The organism is Glutamicibacter sp. GQ173 (genome assembly GCF_059759215.1).
This window is the reverse complement of sequence record NZ_JCAXDT010000001.1, coordinates 244,359-262,005: the sequence shown is the minus strand read 5'-3', so window position 1 is coordinate 262,005 and position 17,647 is coordinate 244,359. Positions and strand designations below refer to the sequence as shown.

The 17,647-nt window shown below is 57.6% G+C and carries 16 protein-coding genes; 9 read left to right on the top strand and 7 right to left on the bottom strand.

The annotated features are described in order from the left end of the window. Positions 1-22 precede the first annotated feature (22 nt). Entirely contained in the window at positions 23-2,083 is a 2,061-nt protein-coding gene (locus AC6CHO_RS01160; protein WP_498213221.1) for a TPM domain-containing protein, read from the bottom strand. Positions 2,084-2,322: 239 nt separating this feature from the next. Between AC6CHO_RS01160 and AC6CHO_RS01155 the strand changes: the two genes are divergently transcribed. The 4 genes from AC6CHO_RS01155 to AC6CHO_RS01140 all read left to right on the top strand — a co-directional run bounded on the left by AC6CHO_RS01155 (position 2,323) and on the right by AC6CHO_RS01140 (position 6,604). Further along, entirely contained in the window at positions 2,323-3,882 is a 1,560-nt protein-coding gene (locus tag AC6CHO_RS01155) for a S1C family serine protease (protein WP_498213220.1), read from the top strand. 185 nt (positions 3,883-4,067) lie between these two features. Continuing rightward, positions 4,068-4,889: an electron transfer flavoprotein subunit beta/FixA family protein gene (locus AC6CHO_RS01150; protein ID WP_498213219.1), complete on the top strand. Its 822-nt coding sequence runs from the start codon at positions 4,068-4,070 to the stop codon at positions 4,887-4,889. A gap of 12 nt (positions 4,890-4,901) precedes the next feature. Continuing rightward, positions 4,902-5,846: an electron transfer flavoprotein subunit alpha/FixB family protein gene (locus tag AC6CHO_RS01145; RefSeq protein ID WP_498213218.1), complete on the top strand. Its 945-nt coding sequence runs from the start codon at positions 4,902-4,904 to the stop codon at positions 5,844-5,846. After that, entirely contained in the window at positions 5,843-6,604 is a 762-nt protein-coding gene (locus AC6CHO_RS01140) for a PIG-L deacetylase family protein (protein WP_498213217.1), read from the top strand. Before AC6CHO_RS01145 ends, AC6CHO_RS01140 begins: the two co-directional genes overlap by 4 nt. Positions 6,605-6,699: 95 nt before the next feature. Here the strand turns inward: AC6CHO_RS01140 and AC6CHO_RS01135 are convergent, their stop codons facing one another. The 5 genes from AC6CHO_RS01135 to folP all read right to left on the bottom strand — a co-directional run bounded on the left by AC6CHO_RS01135 (position 6,700) and on the right by folP (position 10,784). Next, positions 6,700-7,266, bottom strand: coding sequence for an anti-sigma factor domain-containing protein (locus AC6CHO_RS01135; protein WP_171920139.1), 567 nt, complete (start codon positions 7,264-7,266; stop codon positions 6,700-6,702). Positions 7,267-7,390: 124 nt separating this feature from the next. Then, positions 7,391-7,852 carry a tRNA (cytidine(34)-2'-O)-methyltransferase gene (locus AC6CHO_RS01130; RefSeq protein WP_498213216.1) on the bottom strand — a complete coding sequence of 154 codons (462 nt, stop codon included), beginning with the start codon at positions 7,850-7,852 and terminating at the stop codon, positions 7,391-7,393. A gap of 44 nt (positions 7,853-7,896) precedes the next feature. Next, a complete protein-coding gene (locus tag AC6CHO_RS01125) occupies positions 7,897-8,796 on the bottom strand; it encodes a J domain-containing protein (protein WP_498213215.1) in 900 nt (299 codons plus the stop codon). A gap of 310 nt (positions 8,797-9,106) precedes the next feature. Then, positions 9,107-9,844, bottom strand: coding sequence for a pyrimidine reductase family protein (locus AC6CHO_RS01120; RefSeq protein ID WP_498213214.1), 738 nt, complete (start codon positions 9,842-9,844; stop codon positions 9,107-9,109). A 13-nt stretch (positions 9,845-9,857) separates the two neighbouring features. Further along, positions 9,858-10,784 carry a dihydropteroate synthase gene (gene folP / locus AC6CHO_RS01115; protein WP_498213213.1) on the bottom strand — a complete coding sequence of 309 codons (927 nt, stop codon included), beginning with the start codon at positions 10,782-10,784 and terminating at the stop codon, positions 9,858-9,860. A 113-nt stretch (positions 10,785-10,897) separates the two neighbouring features. Here folP and AC6CHO_RS01110 point away from each other — a divergent pair, with 113 nt between their 5' ends. The 3 genes from AC6CHO_RS01110 to mnmA are packed head-to-tail and all read left to right on the top strand — an operon-like array spanning position 10,898 to position 14,105. Further along, entirely contained in the window at positions 10,898-11,716 is an 819-nt protein-coding gene (locus AC6CHO_RS01110) for a hypothetical protein (RefSeq protein WP_498213212.1), read from the top strand. A 20-nt stretch (positions 11,717-11,736) separates the two neighbouring features. Continuing rightward, positions 11,737-12,972: a cysteine desulfurase family protein gene (locus tag AC6CHO_RS01105; protein ID WP_498213211.1), complete on the top strand. Its 1,236-nt coding sequence runs from the start codon at positions 11,737-11,739 to the stop codon at positions 12,970-12,972. After that, positions 12,969-14,105: a tRNA 2-thiouridine(34) synthase MnmA gene (mnmA, locus tag AC6CHO_RS01100; protein ID WP_498213210.1), complete on the top strand. Its 1,137-nt coding sequence runs from the start codon at positions 12,969-12,971 to the stop codon at positions 14,103-14,105. The genes AC6CHO_RS01105 and mnmA overlap by 4 nt, the downstream gene beginning before the upstream one ends. A 66-nt stretch (positions 14,106-14,171) precedes the next feature. Here mnmA and AC6CHO_RS01095 read toward each other — a convergent pair whose 3' ends face one another. Continuing rightward, the gene (locus AC6CHO_RS01095; protein WP_498213209.1) at positions 14,172-14,561 is read right to left on the bottom strand and encodes a hypothetical protein; all 390 of its coding nucleotides are present in this window, start codon (positions 14,559-14,561) and stop codon (positions 14,172-14,174) included. 228 nt (positions 14,562-14,789) lie between these two features. Between AC6CHO_RS01095 and AC6CHO_RS01090 the strand changes: the two genes are divergently transcribed. Then, on the top strand, positions 14,790-16,418 hold the full coding sequence (locus AC6CHO_RS01090; RefSeq protein ID WP_498213208.1) for an ABC transporter substrate-binding protein: 1,629 nt from the start codon (positions 14,790-14,792) through the stop codon (positions 16,416-16,418). A gap of 140 nt (positions 16,419-16,558) precedes the next feature. Then, positions 16,559-17,647: an ABC transporter permease gene (locus AC6CHO_RS01085; RefSeq protein ID WP_498213207.1), complete on the top strand. Its 1,089-nt coding sequence runs from the start codon at positions 16,559-16,561 to the stop codon at positions 17,645-17,647.

Sequence of the window (17,647 nt, the reverse complement as noted above, 5' to 3'; positions counted from 1 at the left end):
CCGGTCAATCTGGATCGGCGGACTAGAAGTTGCCTCCGTCGCCTCCGCCGAAGTCACCTCCTCCAAATCCACCGCCGCCTCCGCCGTCAAACCCGCCGAAGCCGCCGCCACCGAAGAAGCCGTCGTTGCCTCCGGAATGACCACCGCCGTGGCCTCCACCGAGGATGGTATTGATGAGGATGCCACCGAGCACCGCACCACCAACACCGTCAAATACTCCGCCGCCACGTCCACGCCCATAGCCGCCCATGCCGACGCCATCGCCAAACCCGCCGAAGCCGCTGACATCGTTCTCCGCCATTTGGGCTGCCTGGTCTGCCAGCTGGATGGATCGTTGTGCAGCGGCTACCGCGCGAGCTGGGTCCGAGTGCGCAAAGGAATGCGCTTCATCCAGGGTGCGTTGTGCCTCGGCAAGACGAGTGCGGGCCGAAGAGCGGACGCCTCCTCGACGTGCTCGGATGTAGTCGTCTGTACCGTTGATACGGGATGCGGCCGTGTGGAGCAAGGACTGCAATTGATCCCTGGCTGCCTGGTCCTGCTGAGCGCGGCCGCGAAGCGTTGCCAGTGCCTGCCCGAGGGGAGTAGTCGCGTCATCCAAAAGCGTGATCAGCGCAAGCGGGTTGTACTTTCCACTGGCCATGGCTTGGCGCGTTGTGGACAGCGCGCTTTCAACGCCGGCGATCGGTCCGGCGAGATCGGAACTGGTTCCTGACGCGAAAGTCGCCTTAGCTTGGGCCAGGTCGCGTTCTGCCAGCGCGACGGCTGCACGAAGGTCCTGTTCAGCCTGCTCTAATGATGCGCCAGCCTTGGCGATTGCCTCCAGAAGGACGTTGGCCTGGTCTTGGGCCTCTTCGGCGTTCTGGATGAGTACCGCAGCGTCGGAGCGGTTCGTCCCGAGCTTCTCAGAAGCCCGCTGCAATGAGGAAGCGGCAAACGTCAGGCGCTCACCGGCTTGCTGCGCGTTGTCCTTGATCTGGGTGACTGCACTCGGATCGTACTTGGCGGAGAGCTGTTCAAAGTCGGCTACACGAGCGGAAAGCCTTTGATTCAACGGTTCCTGATTCGCCTTCACCTCGGTGATGCGGGCTTCAGCATTCTGTTCCAGCTGGCGAAGTTGCTTGAATTCATCGGCATGTTCTTGCAAAGACTGGTTGACGTCCTTGCAGCGGTTGATGATCTCGTTGAGCCATGACCGCTGATCTGCTTCGGTATCGGGAATGTCGTCATCCAGCTGCTGCTGCAAGCGGAATGATTCGGTGAGGTGCTCCTTGGCCTTGGCCAGGTCTTGCACGAAGACCGATACCGCTTCCTTGCCATACTGGGCCTCGGCGAAGCCAAGTTCTTGTTGCGAGGAGCGGATGGAATCATCGGCAGCCACGAGCAGCTGATCAGCCTGCAGGCGAAGCTCATCCAATGCGACCAGCGGCTGCTGCCGAGCAGGAGCCCCCGCCATGCCCGGGTAATTGTTCTGTTGTGGCGGAAGCCCGAGGGTGTTTTTCCGGCTTCGGCGGGCGAGAAGGAAATAGCCACCCACTGCCAGCGCAGCGACCACGAGAAGAATGGTCATGAAGCTGCCGCCGCCTGAAGAGCCCTCCGCTGTACCGCCGCTCTCGACGTTCCTGATGCCCTCGATGGCTCCGTCAACTGCACCGACCCAGTTGCTTTCACCGAGTTCTGGGCTAATCAGCGACCTATAGATCTCCGAGTCCTGCTCGCCCAGGGGACCATTGTCCGAACCAACGAATTTTGCCTGCCGGGTTTGGGTAGCTACCGCGAGAATAACGTCGGATTTTCCCAAGCCTTTCTTGTCCGCGACTTCTTTAACCCATTCATCGGCCTTCGCTGGGCTGGAAAATTCGTCAACGTAGATGGCGAAGAGGCTGAGTCCGGTATCGTTTCGGAGCTCTTTGATTTCTTGTTCAATGCGTGCTTCGTCAGAACCGAGCACCCCGGAATTATCGATGACAAAGTCGCCAGGCGGGATGGTGACCGGCGACTCGGCCAATGCCGGCGCAGCTATTCCAAGCGATACAACCGAAGCCACCATTGCACTGGCTAGCAGTTTCCGACTCTTCATTCCCATTTCCCGTTCCTGCCTGAAAAGCTAAGTCACACTAAAACCAGGATGTACCCGATCTGGTGTATCCAGAGACTGGATTCACACTTAGAATTGATTCTATTTGTCCTAATGAAGCACGTCTATGACATTCAGCTGCCAGAATAGTTAACTCACAGGCGATGCAAAGTCACCACAATTCGATGCCACAGACCAGACCTGAATAATTAAACCCAAGAGATTCGATAGTTCGAAAGAGGCATGAAATGAGCCAGACCCCGAATGAGCCACGTGAAGAAAACTTGGGTGATTCTGCACGGCCATCAAACGATCACAATAGCCAGCCTTCCGGTTCCAACGAACCGACAGCCCGCTACCCTCGCATGGACCAGGACCCAGCCAGCGTCCAGCAGCCAGGCACTGGCGAGTCGCCAACCGCTCCACGCACTGAGCCGATGAGCGCAGCCACTCAAAACTCTGCAGGCTCTCATTCAGCATCTTCCTACCAGTCGCAGAACAGCGCGGGACAAAATAGCCAGTCCAATTCGCCCTACGGTGCTCCCTATGCCGGCGGCGCGTATACGCAAACCGCATATCCTGTTCCTCCAGAGAAGCAGCCCGGGGACAAGAAGCGATTTGCCGGAAGCACCTTAATCGCTGGCATGGTCGCTGCGGCACTGGTAGGCGGGCTGACCGCAGCTGGCACTACGTACCTCATGAATGATGGAAACAGCACCTCAACCACCGGAGGTTCAGCACCACGTGAGGGAGTGGTGATCAACAATCCCGACAAGGTCACCGAAGTTACCGCGGCCGCGGCCAAGGCCAGCCCCAGCGTGGTCACCATCGAAGTTTCAGGAAACGGAAACGGCGGTTCGGGCTCGGGCATCGTGCTGGACAACAAGGGCAACATTCTGACCAACACCCATGTGGTCACGCTTGGTGGCGAAGTGTCCGACCCGACAATCACCGTCCAAATGAATGACGGGACGGTGCACGCGGCCAAGGTCGTCGGAACGGATCCACTTTCAGATCTGGCCGTCATCAACATCCAGGCTGACGGACTTGTCCCGGCAACACTAGGATCATCTTCTGAACTGAACGTCGGTGACACTGCTGTAGCCATCGGCGCACCTCTTGGATTGAGCGGAACGGTCACTGACGGCATCATCTCCACCCTGAACCGTACAATTTCCATCGCTTCTTCCGCTGTTCCAGAGGAAAGCGATCAATCCAATGGCGATGACGACAGCCAGTTCAACTTCCAATTCCCGGGCCAGCAGCAGCAACAGCAGTCCAGCGGCTCGATCTATGTCAACGTCATTCAGACCGACGCAGCGATCAACCACGGTAATTCGGGTGGCGCATTGGTCAATGCCAACGGCGAGATCATCGGCGTGAACGTTGCCATCGCTTCTTCCGGATCCAGCGAAGAAGGCGGATCCATCGGTGTGGGCTTTGCGATCCCGATCGACTATGCGAAGCGCATCGCCCAGGAACTCATTGAAAACGGCTCAGCCACTCACGGATTGCTCGGAGCCACGGTGACTGCGCAGGGTACTTCTGAACAGGGCGCGCAAAATACTTCGTCCTTCTCGGTGGGAGCCAAGGTTGTTGATGTGAGCGCCGGCTCGGCCGCCGAAAAGGCAGGCCTGAAGTCCGGAGACGTCATCACTGGCGTGAACGGGCGTGCAGTACACGATTCTCAAACCGTGACTGCGGCAATTCGAGAAATTGCAGCCAACGGTGAAGCCGAAATTCGGTACCTGCGCAATGGCCAGGAGAAAACGGCCAAGGTCACTGTTGGGGAATTGTCAAAAAACTAAATAAATCTTCATGATGACGCAGTGAAGTGGGTGACGCAGGCTGGTGACGAACCAGCCTGCGTCACTTCTTGCACTTTCGGCGATAAAGAACGAGCCAATCGTGATGTATCGATACGATAGGCAGTGAATAAAAAGTCCAACCAGTCCCAGGGCTGTTGGACACGAAAGCTTGTAGGAAGGCTCGAATGACCGAGGAAACCACGGCACCGCTGAAAATAGTGGTGCTGGTAAAACATGTTCCCGACGTTCAATTTGATCGTCACATCGACTCTGGGTCGTTGCGTCTTGACCGTGCAGAGTCGGTACTTTCAGAACTTGACGAATATGCGGTCGAAGCGGCCGTAGCCCTTGTCGAGTCTCAGGGAGGCTTCGCCGCTGGGCATGAGGTCATTGCAGCAACTATGGGCGGTAAGAGCGCAAGCAATTCTGTGAAGAAAGCCTTGCAGATGGGGGCCAGCTCGGGGCTTCACCTGAACGACGAAGCATTGGCTGGATCGGACACCATCGCCACGTCCAAGGCGTTGGCGGCTCTTGTCGAGCATGTTGGAGATGTGGATCTAGTCGTCACTGGCATGTCCTCGACCGACGCTGAAACTTCGGTTGTTCCAGCGCAGCTGGCCGAGCGCCTGAATTTTGCTCAACTGACTCATGCCCTGGCCGTCGATTTTGACGCGGCCAGCCGAGAGCTGACCATTCGACGCGACCATGCGGACCGCACACTGAGCCTGGCTGCGGCCCTGCCAGCAGTATTATCGGTGACTGATCAGGCCAATGAGCCTCGTTACCCGAACTTCAAAGCCATCATGGCCGCCAAGAAAAAGGGCCTCACCGAAGTGGACTTGGCCGGCATTGGTTTGGCTGCTGATGCAGTTGGAGCGTCAGGATCACATTCTGCTGTGCTCAACGCGAATGCTCGACCTGCCCGCGAAGCCGGAACTGTCATTAATGACAGTGGCCAGGCTGGAATTGCCTTGGTTGATTTCTTGGCCGAACAAAAGCTGATCTAAGGAATATTGAACATGCCTTCAGCACTAGTATTTTTCAACGAACTTTCCGATGTCCCGTCCAAGGCACAACGCGAGCTTTTGACCCTCGCATCGCGCTTCGACGAGGCAACACTGGCCGTTGCCTCTGAGGTTTCGCAGGAAGCTCAAGAAGTAGTCAACGGCTACGGGGTAGCCAAGCTTCTTGTTGCCTCCGGTGGCGACGACGCGTTCATCGACCATTCGCTCTCGGTCCTCGAAGCCGCGGTGAAGCTGAGTGCCGCGGATGTAGTCCTGGTTGCCAACGATAATTTCAACCGCGAGATCGCAGCTCGTTTGGCTGTGCGACTCGATGGAGCAGTAATTACGGACGCTACCGATGTTTCGGCAGATCTCGTCGTTACCAAGGACGAATTGGCTGGCAGCTACAGCGCCCAGGCCAAGGCAACCAGTGGAACACTACTTGTCACCATGAAACCAAACAGCATCGAAGACGCGCCGGGGGAGCAGGACAAGCAGCTTTACGTTCTTGCCCTGGAACTTCCAGGGGCAGCTGCGCCGCAAATTCGCGTTGTAGCAACCGAAGCGAAGGCCGTATCGGATCGTCCAAAGCTGACCGAAGCTCGAGTAGTAGTCGCGGGCGGACGCGGCGTCAACGGGGACTTCGGCCCTGTTGAGGACCTTGCCGACGCTCTATCCGGTGCTGTTGGCGCCTCGCGCGCCGCGACAGACGCTGGTTGGATCTCGCATGACGCGCAGATCGGCCAGACCGGTGTGACGGTGTCACCGCAGTTGTTCATTTCTGCTGGCATTTCTGGTGCGATTCAGCAGAAGGCTGGCATGCAGACCAGCAAGTGCATCATTGCCATCAATAAGGATGTCGACGCACCTGTTTTCGAAATCGCTGATTTCGGTATCGTTGGCGATCTGTCAAAGGTGCTTCCACAAGCCGCAGAAGAGATTCGACGCCGCCAAGCATGATCGAAACATCTAGATTCTTCGGTGCGCAAACCCGACGGGTCCTCGCTTTCGGCGCGCATCCAGACGACCTGGATTTTGGCGCTGCGGGCACCATTGCGGCATTCACCACCGCGGGCGTCGAGGTGCAATATTGCATCATGACCGATGGTGATGCCGGTGGTTTTGATGATCGAGACCCACAAGAAACCGCCGCTTTGCGCCACGCCGAGCAGAAGCAGGCGGCTGAAAAAGTCGGCGTCAAGACCGTGCACTTCTTGGGCGAACGCGACGGCTTCCTCGAAGCTAACCACGACGTCATGCGCAAGGTCGTGCGGCTAATCCGACAGGTCAAGCCAACCATCGTCATGGCGATGCATCCTGAACGCAACTGGGATCGAATCCAACGTTCGCATCCGGATCATCTAGCCTGTGGCGAGGCGGTAACACGTGCTATTTATCCGGCGGTGGAGAATCCCTTCGCCTACCCGGAGCTACTTCGAGAAGAAGGCCTGGAAGCCTACAGGGTTCCTTGGTTGTGGCTCTATGGCGCGCCGAAGGAACGAGAAAACGGTTTTGTCGACATCACGGAGTACTTCGATAAGAAAATGGATGCCTTGCGCGCCCATTTCACGCAGCATCCGGACGTCGCGGCCATGGAGCGGTTCGTACTTCAACAGTGTGTCGCCAACGGCCAGCGCGCGCAGCTTGCCGAAGGACGATTAGCTGAAGCCTTCCATCTGGTAGCTGTGAACGCTGACGATACAATCGCTGGCTTCTAGCCGAGGTCCAGTCAAAAACCAAAGGTGCCTGCGGCCGATGGAGGAAATATTCCTCATCGGCCACAGGCACCTTTAGTTGAAGCCTGATGCTTAGGCTAAGAGCCCTGGCTGGCCTGGGAGCTTGCATCCTTGCTCAATGGAAGGTCCACAGAAGCCTCGGTATCTTCCGAAGGCGCCGAAGGCGTATCCGAGCTTTCGACGGTGATATGAATGGCGATGATGTCATCGGCTGGCGCGTATCCTGCTGAAGCATCCTCGCCATTGCTTGTCGTGATGACCGAGACGCTGCCCGATTCGTGGATGGCCCAAGCAACATACTGCTCCGACTCTTCCAAAGGAGGCAGCGAAGTCAGTTCAACGCCGATGGCGTCTTCCGACTTTGAGCTGCTCAGATTAGCTTGCCCGCCACTTTTGAGCTCGACCGGAACTGAGATGGCGTCGTCGGCCTTGGATGCCTTGGACGCTTTAGTTCCACCATTGAGCAGGGAGAAGATGACTAGCGCCAGAACGGCGATGACCGCTACGCCCACGACCGCGAAAATCCAGCGTCGTGGTCTGGTTTTTCGTTCAGCTCGTGAACTGCTGGCCACGTGGCTCACCAGGTCTAGTCCCAGGTCTTCGTCCTGAGGCTCGTCGCGGTGCTGGGAATGGCTACCGTTCATTGTCTTGGATTCTCCCGAAAGGTCGTCGGCACAGTTCAATACCCGCACGCTTACGGGCACAGTAAAGAGCTTACTTTATAAAGATTAGGTAAAGCTGTATACGCGGCGATTGAAGACTGGTACTTTAAGCGCCGGCAAATCCATGCTGCCGCCAAGCCTCGTAGGCAACAATCGATGCAGTATTAGCCAGATTCAGCGACCGGCGGCCCGGCAGCATCGGCAGCCGCACCAGTTCTGTGACACGCGGATGCTTCTTATCTTCCGCGCTGAGTCCCGATGACTCTTTGCCGAACAGCAAGATGTCGCCTGGTTCATAGCTAATGTCCGAGTAGACCGCTTGGCCCTCAGAAGTGAAAGCGAAAACGCGTCCTTCCCCCAAGGCTTCAAAGGCAGCGTCAAGATTTTCGTGGACCGTGACGTTCGCCATGTCATGGTAATCCAACCCCGCACGACGCAAATTGGCATCATCGAAATTGAAGCCTAGCGGCTTGACCAAGTGCAGCTCGGCACCGGTAATGGCCGATAGGCGGATGGCATTTCCGGAATTACCCGGGATCTCTGGGGCGTTGAATACGATACGAAACACTTAACCAGTTTAAGCGCTGCCGGTGGGCATTCGCGTCATTGAACTCAGTACATCGCCTCGCGTAAATGGGCCAAGGAAGCACGGTCGACAACATTTGGGGTAGGTCCCGACCCCAAGAACAGTTTTAGTTCCCTCACGAGCCCAGCCGCGTTGAGCACATTCGGGGTCGTTGCAAGGGCCGGATTCGCATTGCGGTGGTATTCGATAACCGGTTCGTGCCGATTCCCGTTTGGGGAGAGGACCAAGGTAAATGCCATCACGTTCATCTGCATGAAGCTTCGCTGGAGTGCAGAGATTGAGAAGGCGGGCGGTTGGGTCATCTTATTTCCATGACGCAGCACATTGCCGTCGAAAGAGTAGTAGCCCTCTGGCAGTGTCATGGTATTGATGACTGCCATGCGATAACCGGCCACCAGCACGTGGTCATAGTGGCCACCGTGCGGTGCGGCCACCCCATTCACGAGGCGGGCGGCAGGCAATACGTTCAGCACGTTCTTGCTCAGCAAGTTGATTGTGTTGGCTTCGCGGACCAATCGCGCCCTGTTGGCGAACAAGCCGCGCTTGCGTGGTTCGCCGTGAATCTTCTGTTCGGAAAGTTCTCTGCTCAACCAGGTGAACGACGCATCTGAGAACTCAGGAACGTATTCCGTAGACAGCTGCGCTTTTGGTTGCTGGGGCGATTTGCGCAGTCGCTCATCAAATGGACGGGCGGAGAATCCGGCTCGGGGTGCTTCGCCAGGCTTTTGAAAAGTTTCGTCGTGGCTTAAAGGGTTCGCCAGAACAGAGACATCCTGAAATGCCTGTTGGACTTCCTTGAATTTTTCCTCGCTGCCACCCAGATCGGGATGTGTTGCCCTGGCTGCCCGGCGATAAGCAATCTTGATCTCTTCCATGCTGGCCGAAGGAGCAACACCAAGGATTTCGTAAGGGCTCGGCGTGCTCATGGTCCAGATAGGTCCTCTCGAATGGGAAGGCAATGTGCCAGTGCATTCCAGTTTAGCTAATGGAGCCCCACAAATAATCGGGTTGTGCTCACAGCTCAGCAATCACGTTTCACGCGAAGACTTTTGATCTTGTCGGGAGCGACCACATGGTTTTCCGACCGTTCGCTGGCAATGCTGCGGGTCTACATCACGTCCAGGAATTTGCTCCACCACAGCGTGCATTGGGTATTTGCGCGAACTGGTCGAAACAACCGCTTGTTGCCAGGAGGACTGCACAACGGTGTTCGCATCCTCTCCAGAACCTTCGCGTTTATTGGTCGATCCTGTAGTCGCAGAAGAGCATGCTCTCTTCTTCGAATAAATGGTTCAAGGAAAAGCGCTGGAATGTCTGCCGGGCATGGGCTGCAATACGCATTCCGTTGCCGGCTACGACAACCGGAGAGTAGCTGAGGCAAGCCGAATCCACCATGCCAGCAGCCATGAACTGGCCGAAGATATGAGGCCCGCCCTCGCAATGAACGAATCCCAGTCCGCGCTGGGTCAGGTGGCCTACGACTTCCTTGGGGTCGCATCCTCCTTCCCTCTCCGAAACCTGAATGAGCTCAACGCCGTTTCCATAGGATTCGCGTTGCTCGTCCGTGACTTCAACGGTGGTGAAGACGATGACCGGAACAGGCGACTGGCTGAAGATCTCTGCGGAGGGGTTCAAATGCAAACCGGCAGAGATTAGTGCCAATGCCGGATGGGCGGATAGCCCATTGCGGGTGCGCCACTCTCGGTCTTCTGCCGAAACCAGGTCGCCTTCGTAACCTTCGGCACGGACAGTGCCGGCGCCAACGACGATAACGTCTGCTAGACGGCGAAGCAGAGCGAAAATTCTCTGGTCGCCCTTTGAACCCAATTTCGCGGACAAGCCATCGGCTTGGGCGCTGCCATCGATGCTGCTGACAAAATTGAAACGTACAAAGGGGCGTTGTGCACTGTTATAGCGTTCCAATAACTGTTCATCGCTGACGTTGTTGATTGGCTCTGGAAGCAGGGCTCGCATGTATGTCGTTCCTTTACTTGCTGGGTTCTCGTTCAGGATGCGCCGGCGGATTCACATCACCCATATTGTGAATCTGGTAAGCCGGCTCGCGCCAGCCCTGCGCGGCTTCAATAAGTCGAACAGTTTGCACCGACTCGGGGATGTTGTGCATGCGCAAAATTCGGGCACCATTCATGGCGCAAATTGTGGCTGCGACCATGGAGCCGAGAGTACGCTCGGCTTTTGGCAGGTCCAAGGTTTCGCCGATGAAGTCCTTGTTCGAAACGGCGGCAAGTGCCGGGAATCCCAAGTCCGCAAAGGCTTGGAAATTCTTGGTGATCTCAAGAGTGTGCCTTGTGTTTTTATTGAGATCATGACCCGGGTCAACAATGATTTTTGATGGTGAAATTCCAGCAGCGATAGCCACTTCAATTTTGTCCTTCAAATACTGTCTTACGTCCGCAACCACATCGGCATAATGCGGTCGAGGGTAAATCGTTCGCGGCTTGGCCAGCGAGTGGGTTATCACTAAATGCACATTGTTCTTGGCGACGACTTCTGCCAGTTCGGGATAGGCGAGGCCGGTCGTGTCATTGATGACATCGGCGCCGGCATCGATAGCCGCTTGGGCAACCCTGGGCTGAAAAGTGTCCGCTGAAATGATCGCGTCGCTGTATTCTCGAACAGCCTGTATGACGGGAACAATTCTTTCGGCTTCCTCTTCCCACGCAAGCTCGGGCCCAGGCGAGAAGGGCACGCCTCCAATATCAACCCAATCGGCGCCGTCATTGACAGCCTGCAAAGCTGCGGACACGGCCTGGTCAAGTCCGAAGGTGGACCCGGCATCGTAAAAGGAATCCGGGGTGCGGTTGATCACTGCCATGATGGCTATTCGTCGAGAGAAATCGATGGACTGCCGAGAAAACTCGTGGATGGGATCTAGCAACTCGGGCCTGAACATCGATGAAAGCTCCCTTGCAGTAAACGTCGCGGGTCACGAGGTATTTATTCATTCATACCACCGACCTCATTCCCAAAGCAGAATTCACACATGGACATGGCTAGGCTAAGAACATGCAGTTTTCACATATTTCAGCAGAGCAAGGCCAATGGATTGCCTCGGCCTGCTCGTCGGCGGATCCTTTAACTGTGGTGGCACAGGTTCCGGAAGGCTACGAACGATACGTTCGGATCTTGCACCCAGCTTTGGACGAAGACGACCAACTGGTCAACTGGGGGACTGTAGCCCAGAGCCGCAACCACATCATTACAGCGGCAGACTTGTTTGAAACTGTGGCCGGTTTGGACGCCCAAGGCGATCCGGTGGAAGAAGACGCGTGGGTAGACACCGACTTGCCGCTGGATCAGCTTCCAGAGCAGCAATGGCAATCGCTCATCGATACCCTCATCCATGGCGCAAGGCCAGAACAGGAATATGTTCTCGGGCTGTGGGCCGGCTATGCCTTCATTGAGGGTGGCGAGAGAATCCAAATCGAGCAAGAGTCGGATCCGCAGCTGAGCGATGAAGAGAATCGGGAGGCGTACCAAACGGCGTTGGCCGAGGCCCAAAAGCCGGCATTCGGGCCAGAAATCTTGAACGCGGCACCACTGGAATTGGGCGGCGGATACCGGAACTATCACCTGTTCGAAGCCGATGCGCAGTTCCTGGCACACCCGCTGTGGGCCGAAACGGTGGACGGAGCACAACGCCAGCGACCGGCCCTGGCTTTTCCGGCGGATCGCAGCTGGATGCTCTCAACTGAGCCTTACGATGACTGCACCCTTCTCGGCGGGCCTGCGGCGCTGATCGAGGCGGTGCTAGAGAATCCTGGCCTTGAAACCATTGAGGTCGGCCAATTCACACGTATTGGCCATTCAAACGAGGGCCGGTAAAGCCGTACCATTAAAGGGTTATGAATACTTCCGCCGTATACCTGGATCACGCGGCAACCACCGATCTGAATCCTGCTGCCTTGGCTGCCATCACTGAGCAGTACTCGCGCACCGGCAACCCCTCGTCCCTGCATGGCGCCGGACGCAGTGCGAACAGGGCAGTGGATGACGCCCGCCTCGCTGTTGCCCAGGCAGCCGGCGCGCACCTGAGCGAGCTGATTTTCACTTCCGGTGGTACGGAGTCTGACAATTTGGCCATCAAGGGCTTGTTCTGGAACCGCGTCGCCGCAAACGACCAGGCGCGTACTATCGCGCTAACCGGAATAGAGCACCATGCGGTATTGGATACCGCCATGTGGCTTGAAGAACACGAAAACGCGACCCTGCTGTGGCTTCCAGTGGATCAGGATGGGGTCGTGGATCTTTCAACCGCGGCGTCGCTTTTTGAACAGCATCACGAACAGATTGCCCTGGCCACATTGATGTGGGCCAATAACGAGGTGGGCACCGTGCAACCGGTAGCCGAATTTGCCGCGTTGGCATCCCAGTATGGAATTCCGGTGCATTCTGACGCGGTGCAGGCTTTCGGCGCCGTGGACGTGAATTTTGCAGAATCCCACCTCGCCACCATGGCTATCAGCGCGCATAAGATTGGCGGGCCAGTGGGCATTGGCGGTTTGCTGGTGCGCCGGGATATCGTGCTCACCCCGGTGCAGCATGGCGGCGGACATGAACGGAAGCTGCGGTCCGGAACGCTCAACGCAGCTAGCGCGGCGGGTTTTGCCGCAGCAGCGACGGCGGTACAGGCGCAGCTGGATGATGAGGCTTCACGGCTGAGCGAATTGAGGGAATACGCAGTACAGCGAATCACCCAAATGATTCCAGAAGCGGTCCTCAACGGCCCCCGCGATGCCGCCAACGAAGGCAAGAGGCTTCCCGGGAACCTTCATTTCACGTTCCCCGAATGCGAGGGCGACTCGTTGCTCTTCCTCTTGGACATGTTCGGAATCGCATCATCCACTGGCTCGGCGTGCACCGCTGGCGTTCCGCAACCCTCACATGTTCTATTGGCGATGGGACGCGATGCGCGCAGCGCACGAAGTGTGCAACGCTTCACATTGGGGCATACATCGACGCGCTCCGACGTTGACGCATTAATAGACGCTTTGCCCGAAGCATATGCACGGGCAAAAAAGGCTGGCATGGCAGCCGATGAAAGCAGCATCCACACGGCAGGAACAGGTTTTACACGATGAAGGTACTAGCAGCGATGTCCGGAGGCGTGGACTCGGCAGTAGCCGCGGCCCGCGCAGTTGAAGCCGGCCACGACGTTGTCGGCGTGCACTTGGCGCTTTCGCGCATGCCAGGAACTTTGCGCACTGGTTCGCGTGGTTGCTGCACCGTCGAAGACTCCAATGATGCGTGGCGCGCCTGCGATAAATTGGGTATCCCGTTCTACGTGTGGGACTTCTCCGACCGCTTCGCTGAAGACGTCGTACAGGACTTCGTGGATGAATACGAAGCAGGACGCACCCCGAACCCTTGCATGCGTTGCAACGAGAAGATCAAGTTCGCTGCGCTGCTGGAGAAGGCGTTGGCCTTGGGCTTTGACGCGGTGTGCACCGGCCACTACGCCAAGGTCCTGCGTGACGAGAACGGTGCGCCCCAGCTGCATCGAGCAGCTGACTGGGCCAAGGACCAGTCCTATGTTCTGGGTGTGCTGACCCACGAACAACTGGAGCACTGCATGTTCCCGCTGGCCGAGACCCCATCCAAAGCCGAAGTCCGCGCCGAAGCTGCTGCCCGTGGCCTGACCGTTGCAAATAAGCCGGATAGCTACGACATCTGCTTCATCCCGGACGGCGACACCCGAGGGTGGCTCGCAGAGCGCATCGAAATGAAGCCAGGCGAGATCGTAGACCATGAGGGCAATCCACTTGGCGAGCACGAAGGCGCCCAGGCCTTCACCGTGGGCCAGCGCAAGGGATTGCGCCTGGGCCGCCCAGCTTCCGACGGAAAGCCGCGCTTTGTGCTGGAAATCCGTCCGAAGGAAAACAAGGTGATCGTCGGACCAGAGGCGTTGCTGGCCGTAGACCAGCTACGCGGAATCCGCATCTCATGGGCCGGTTTGCCTATCGCCGAGGTATTCACCGGCGAGAAGTTCAACTGCATGGTCCAGGTCCGTGCCCACGGCGATCCTGTAGAAGCCGTGGCGCACATGGAGCGTTCTGAAGAAGGGCACGACGAACTGGTCGTCAACCTGCCAGAAGGCATGCGCGGAGTAGCGCCCGGCCAGACCATGGTGGTTTACCAAGGCAGCCGAGTGCTTGGACAGGCAACCATCGATTCGGCTCGTTCGAGCGCTTGGGACTCCGAAAAGGTCCGCTAATACAGCAAAATACCTCCGGGACCGGATGCGTTGGCATCTGATCCCGGAGGCATTTTTATGCCCTTTTCATTTTCGAAGGCATGTATCTTGCTCTTGGTAGTCCTCGTCAACGATGCCAAACATATGTGCTGAAATATCTTGGTACTCAACGCGAGTCTTGCCGGCCTCTAGCTTTGGAAGCTGGGCCGGGGAGTGGCTGTGGCAGTGCACAAAGTCGAAGGTCGGCCACCACTTCTTCGGGCGCTCATATTCGCTGAACCCGCAGACTTCGCATACCAGGTGAACCCATACCGGGCGTTTGCCAGTTCGGTTGGCCCTTGACTGAACCAGCCACGCAGGCGGGTTGGTGTTCAGCTCCCGGAATTCTGCTTCAGACATGCGCGAAGGTACGCCATGGCGCTTGGCCATCTCTACAGGGATATCTAACGCGATTGCCGCGTCTCTACGAGTCATCATTGTCATCTAGCTTATGCCACCGGGGAATACGCTCGGTAAGAACTTTTTTGGCGATGCCGGCATCGCCGAAAATCCCCGTGGCCCCAAGCACAACGAGATACGGCCGAGGGCACACTTTTTGCCGATAATCGCGATGACCGTTCGTCAATAGTGCCGTGCATCACATAGGATATGTGAAACATGTGTTGATCATCACAACATATGCGTGTATCTAGAAAAGGATGATTCATGACTCGCACAAAGAACGGACTGCGACTCGCAGCAGCCGTTGTGGGTATTTCTGCCCTGGCTCTGACTGGTTGCACCTCAGCCTCAGAAGACAGCAACTCCGGTGGCTCGGGCGAATCCAGTGCCCCTATCACCTTGGGCACCACCGACAAAGTGACCTCCCTTGACCCAGCCGGTTCCTACGACAACGGCTCATTCATGGTCATGAACCAGATTTTCCCGTTCTTGCTGAACTCCGAGCCGGGCAGCCCCGAGCCTTCGATGAGCTTGGCAGAATCGGCGGAATTCACTACGCCTACCGAATACACTGTGAAGCTCAAGAGCGGTTTGAAGTGGGCCAACGGACACGACCTCGACTCCAAGGACGTGAAGTTCACCTTTGACCGCCAGCTGAAGATCGCCGACCCGAACGGACCATCATCGCTGCTCGGCAACGTGGAATCCATAGAAGCGCCCGACGCCACCACCGTCGTATTCAAGCTGAAGGTCGGCAACGACCAGACCTTCCCGCAGGTGCTCACCTCGCCAGTTGGCCCGATCGTTGATGATGAAGTCTTCCCGGCGGACAAGCTCCTGGAGGACCAGAAGATCGTTGAGGGCAAGGCCTTTGGCGGACAGTACGTTATTGATTCCTACAGCAAGAACAACCTGATCTCGTTCAGCGCCAACGACTCCTACGCGGGCGTGCTTGGAAAGCCAGCCAACAGCAAAGCCGCGATCAAGTACTACGCGGATGCCAACAACCTCAAGCTTGAGGTCCAGGAAGGCAAGATCGATGTCGCCTGGCGTTCGCTGACGCCAACCGATATCGAGGACCTTGGCAAGGACGAGAACCTGGCCGTGCACAAGGGTCCAGGCGGAGAATTGCGCTACATCGTCTTCAACTTCGACACCATGCCATTCGGCGCCAAGACTGCCGATGCCGATGAGGCAAAGTCCCTGGCGGTCCGCCAGGCAGCGGCCCATCTGGTCGACCGCGAAGCAATCGCGAAGAACGTCTACAAGGACACCTACACCCCGGCATACTCCTATGTTCCGCAGGGCTTCACCGGGGCAGCCGAACCACTCAAGGACCTGTACGGCACCGACGGCAAGCCAGATGCCGCCAAAGCCAAGAAGGTGCTGGAAGATGCCGGTGTGGACACTCCGGTCAAGCTGGCCCTGCAGTACAACCCGGATCACTACGGTCCGAATTCCGGTGACGAATACGCACTGGTTGAAAAGCAGCTGGAGGCCGATGGCCTGTTCGACGTCGATCTGAAGTCCACCGAATGGGTGACCTACCAGAAGCAGCGCGTCACCGACTACCCGGCCTACCAGCTGGGCTGGTTCCCGGACTACTCGGATGCCGACAACTACCTCTCGCCGTTCTTCGCCAAGGACAACTTCCTGTCGAACAACTACGACAATCCAGAAGTCGACAAGCTGATCGCTGACCAGCGCGGCATGACCGACGCTGGCGAGCGAACCGCGGCGATCGGGAAACTGCAGACCATGGTAGCTGAGGACCTCTCCACGCTGCCGCTGCTGCAGGGTTCACAGGTAGCCGTCGCAGGCAAGGACGTCAAGGACGTCGACAAGACCTTGGATGCTTCATTCAAGTTCCGCCTGGGCGTGCTGAGCAAGTAATCCGCCTGCCTGCAAACATCAAATCGAAGGGGATCCGGCGTGCGCCGTACACCACGCGCATGCTGGATCCCCTTGGCATGTGCCATCGCAGCACCTTGCGGTGGCACAGTGCCAAGCATCCTGAACTATAAGGACTGACGATGACCACCACGTCACCACCGGGCCAAGAAACCAGCCCGATAGCAGCACCCAAAGCCAAGAATCAAGGCGGCGGGTTCCTGCGCTACTTGATCACGCGTTTTTTGCTGATCATTCCCACTGTCTTCATCCTCATCACAGTGGTGTTCTTCCTGATGCGAGTGACCGGAGATCCGATCACCGCAGCCATGGGCGGACGGCTGACCCCCGACCAGCTCGCCGCGCGAATCCACGAGGCCGGATATGACCGGCCAATCCTGATCCAGTACTTCGAATACCTGGGGCAGGTCTTCAGCGGCGATCTGGGCCGGACCCTGAGCGACAACCGTGCGGTGACCGAGGTGCTGACCACCTATGGCGCCGCCACCTTGGAACTGGCCATCAACTCGGTGATCGTTGCCCTGCTGGTGGGCATCCCGCTGGGCCTGGTCGCCGCGAAATTCCGCGACCGCTACCCGGACGCTATTCTGCGCATCCTGGCCATCCTGGGCTACGCCACCCCGGTCTTCTTTGCCGGGCTTGTCCTGAAGCTGATTTTCGGCGTCTGGCTGGGCTGGCTTCCGATCAGCGGCCGTGCCGACTGGCAGACCGAACTGGAGCTCACCGGCCTGCAGAGCCCCTCGGGCATTTATTGGCTCGATGCGCTTCGCAGCGGCAACATGGGAGCCTTCTGGAATGTCGCCGAGCACGCCCTGCTTCCCGCACTGGCTCTCGGCCTGCTCACCGGCGGCGTGTTCCTGCGCCTGGTGCGCACCAACGCCATCGGAACCCTGGGACGCGAATATGTCGAAGCGGGACGTTCACGTGGCGTGAGCGAATTCCGCCTGACCACCAAGCACGCCTATCGTCCGGCGCTGATTCCCATCATCACCGTCATGGGACTGCAAATCGCCATGCTGCTCGGCGGGGCCGTGCTGACCGAAACCACCTTCGAATGGTCCGGCCTGGGCTTCAAGCTCGCCGAATACCTCACGGCCCGCGACTTTGTCGCAGTGCAGGGCATCGTGGTGCTGCTGGCCATAATCGTTGCCGTCACCAACTTCATCGTTGACGTGCTGGCCGCATTGATCGATCCGAGAGTCAGGTACTAA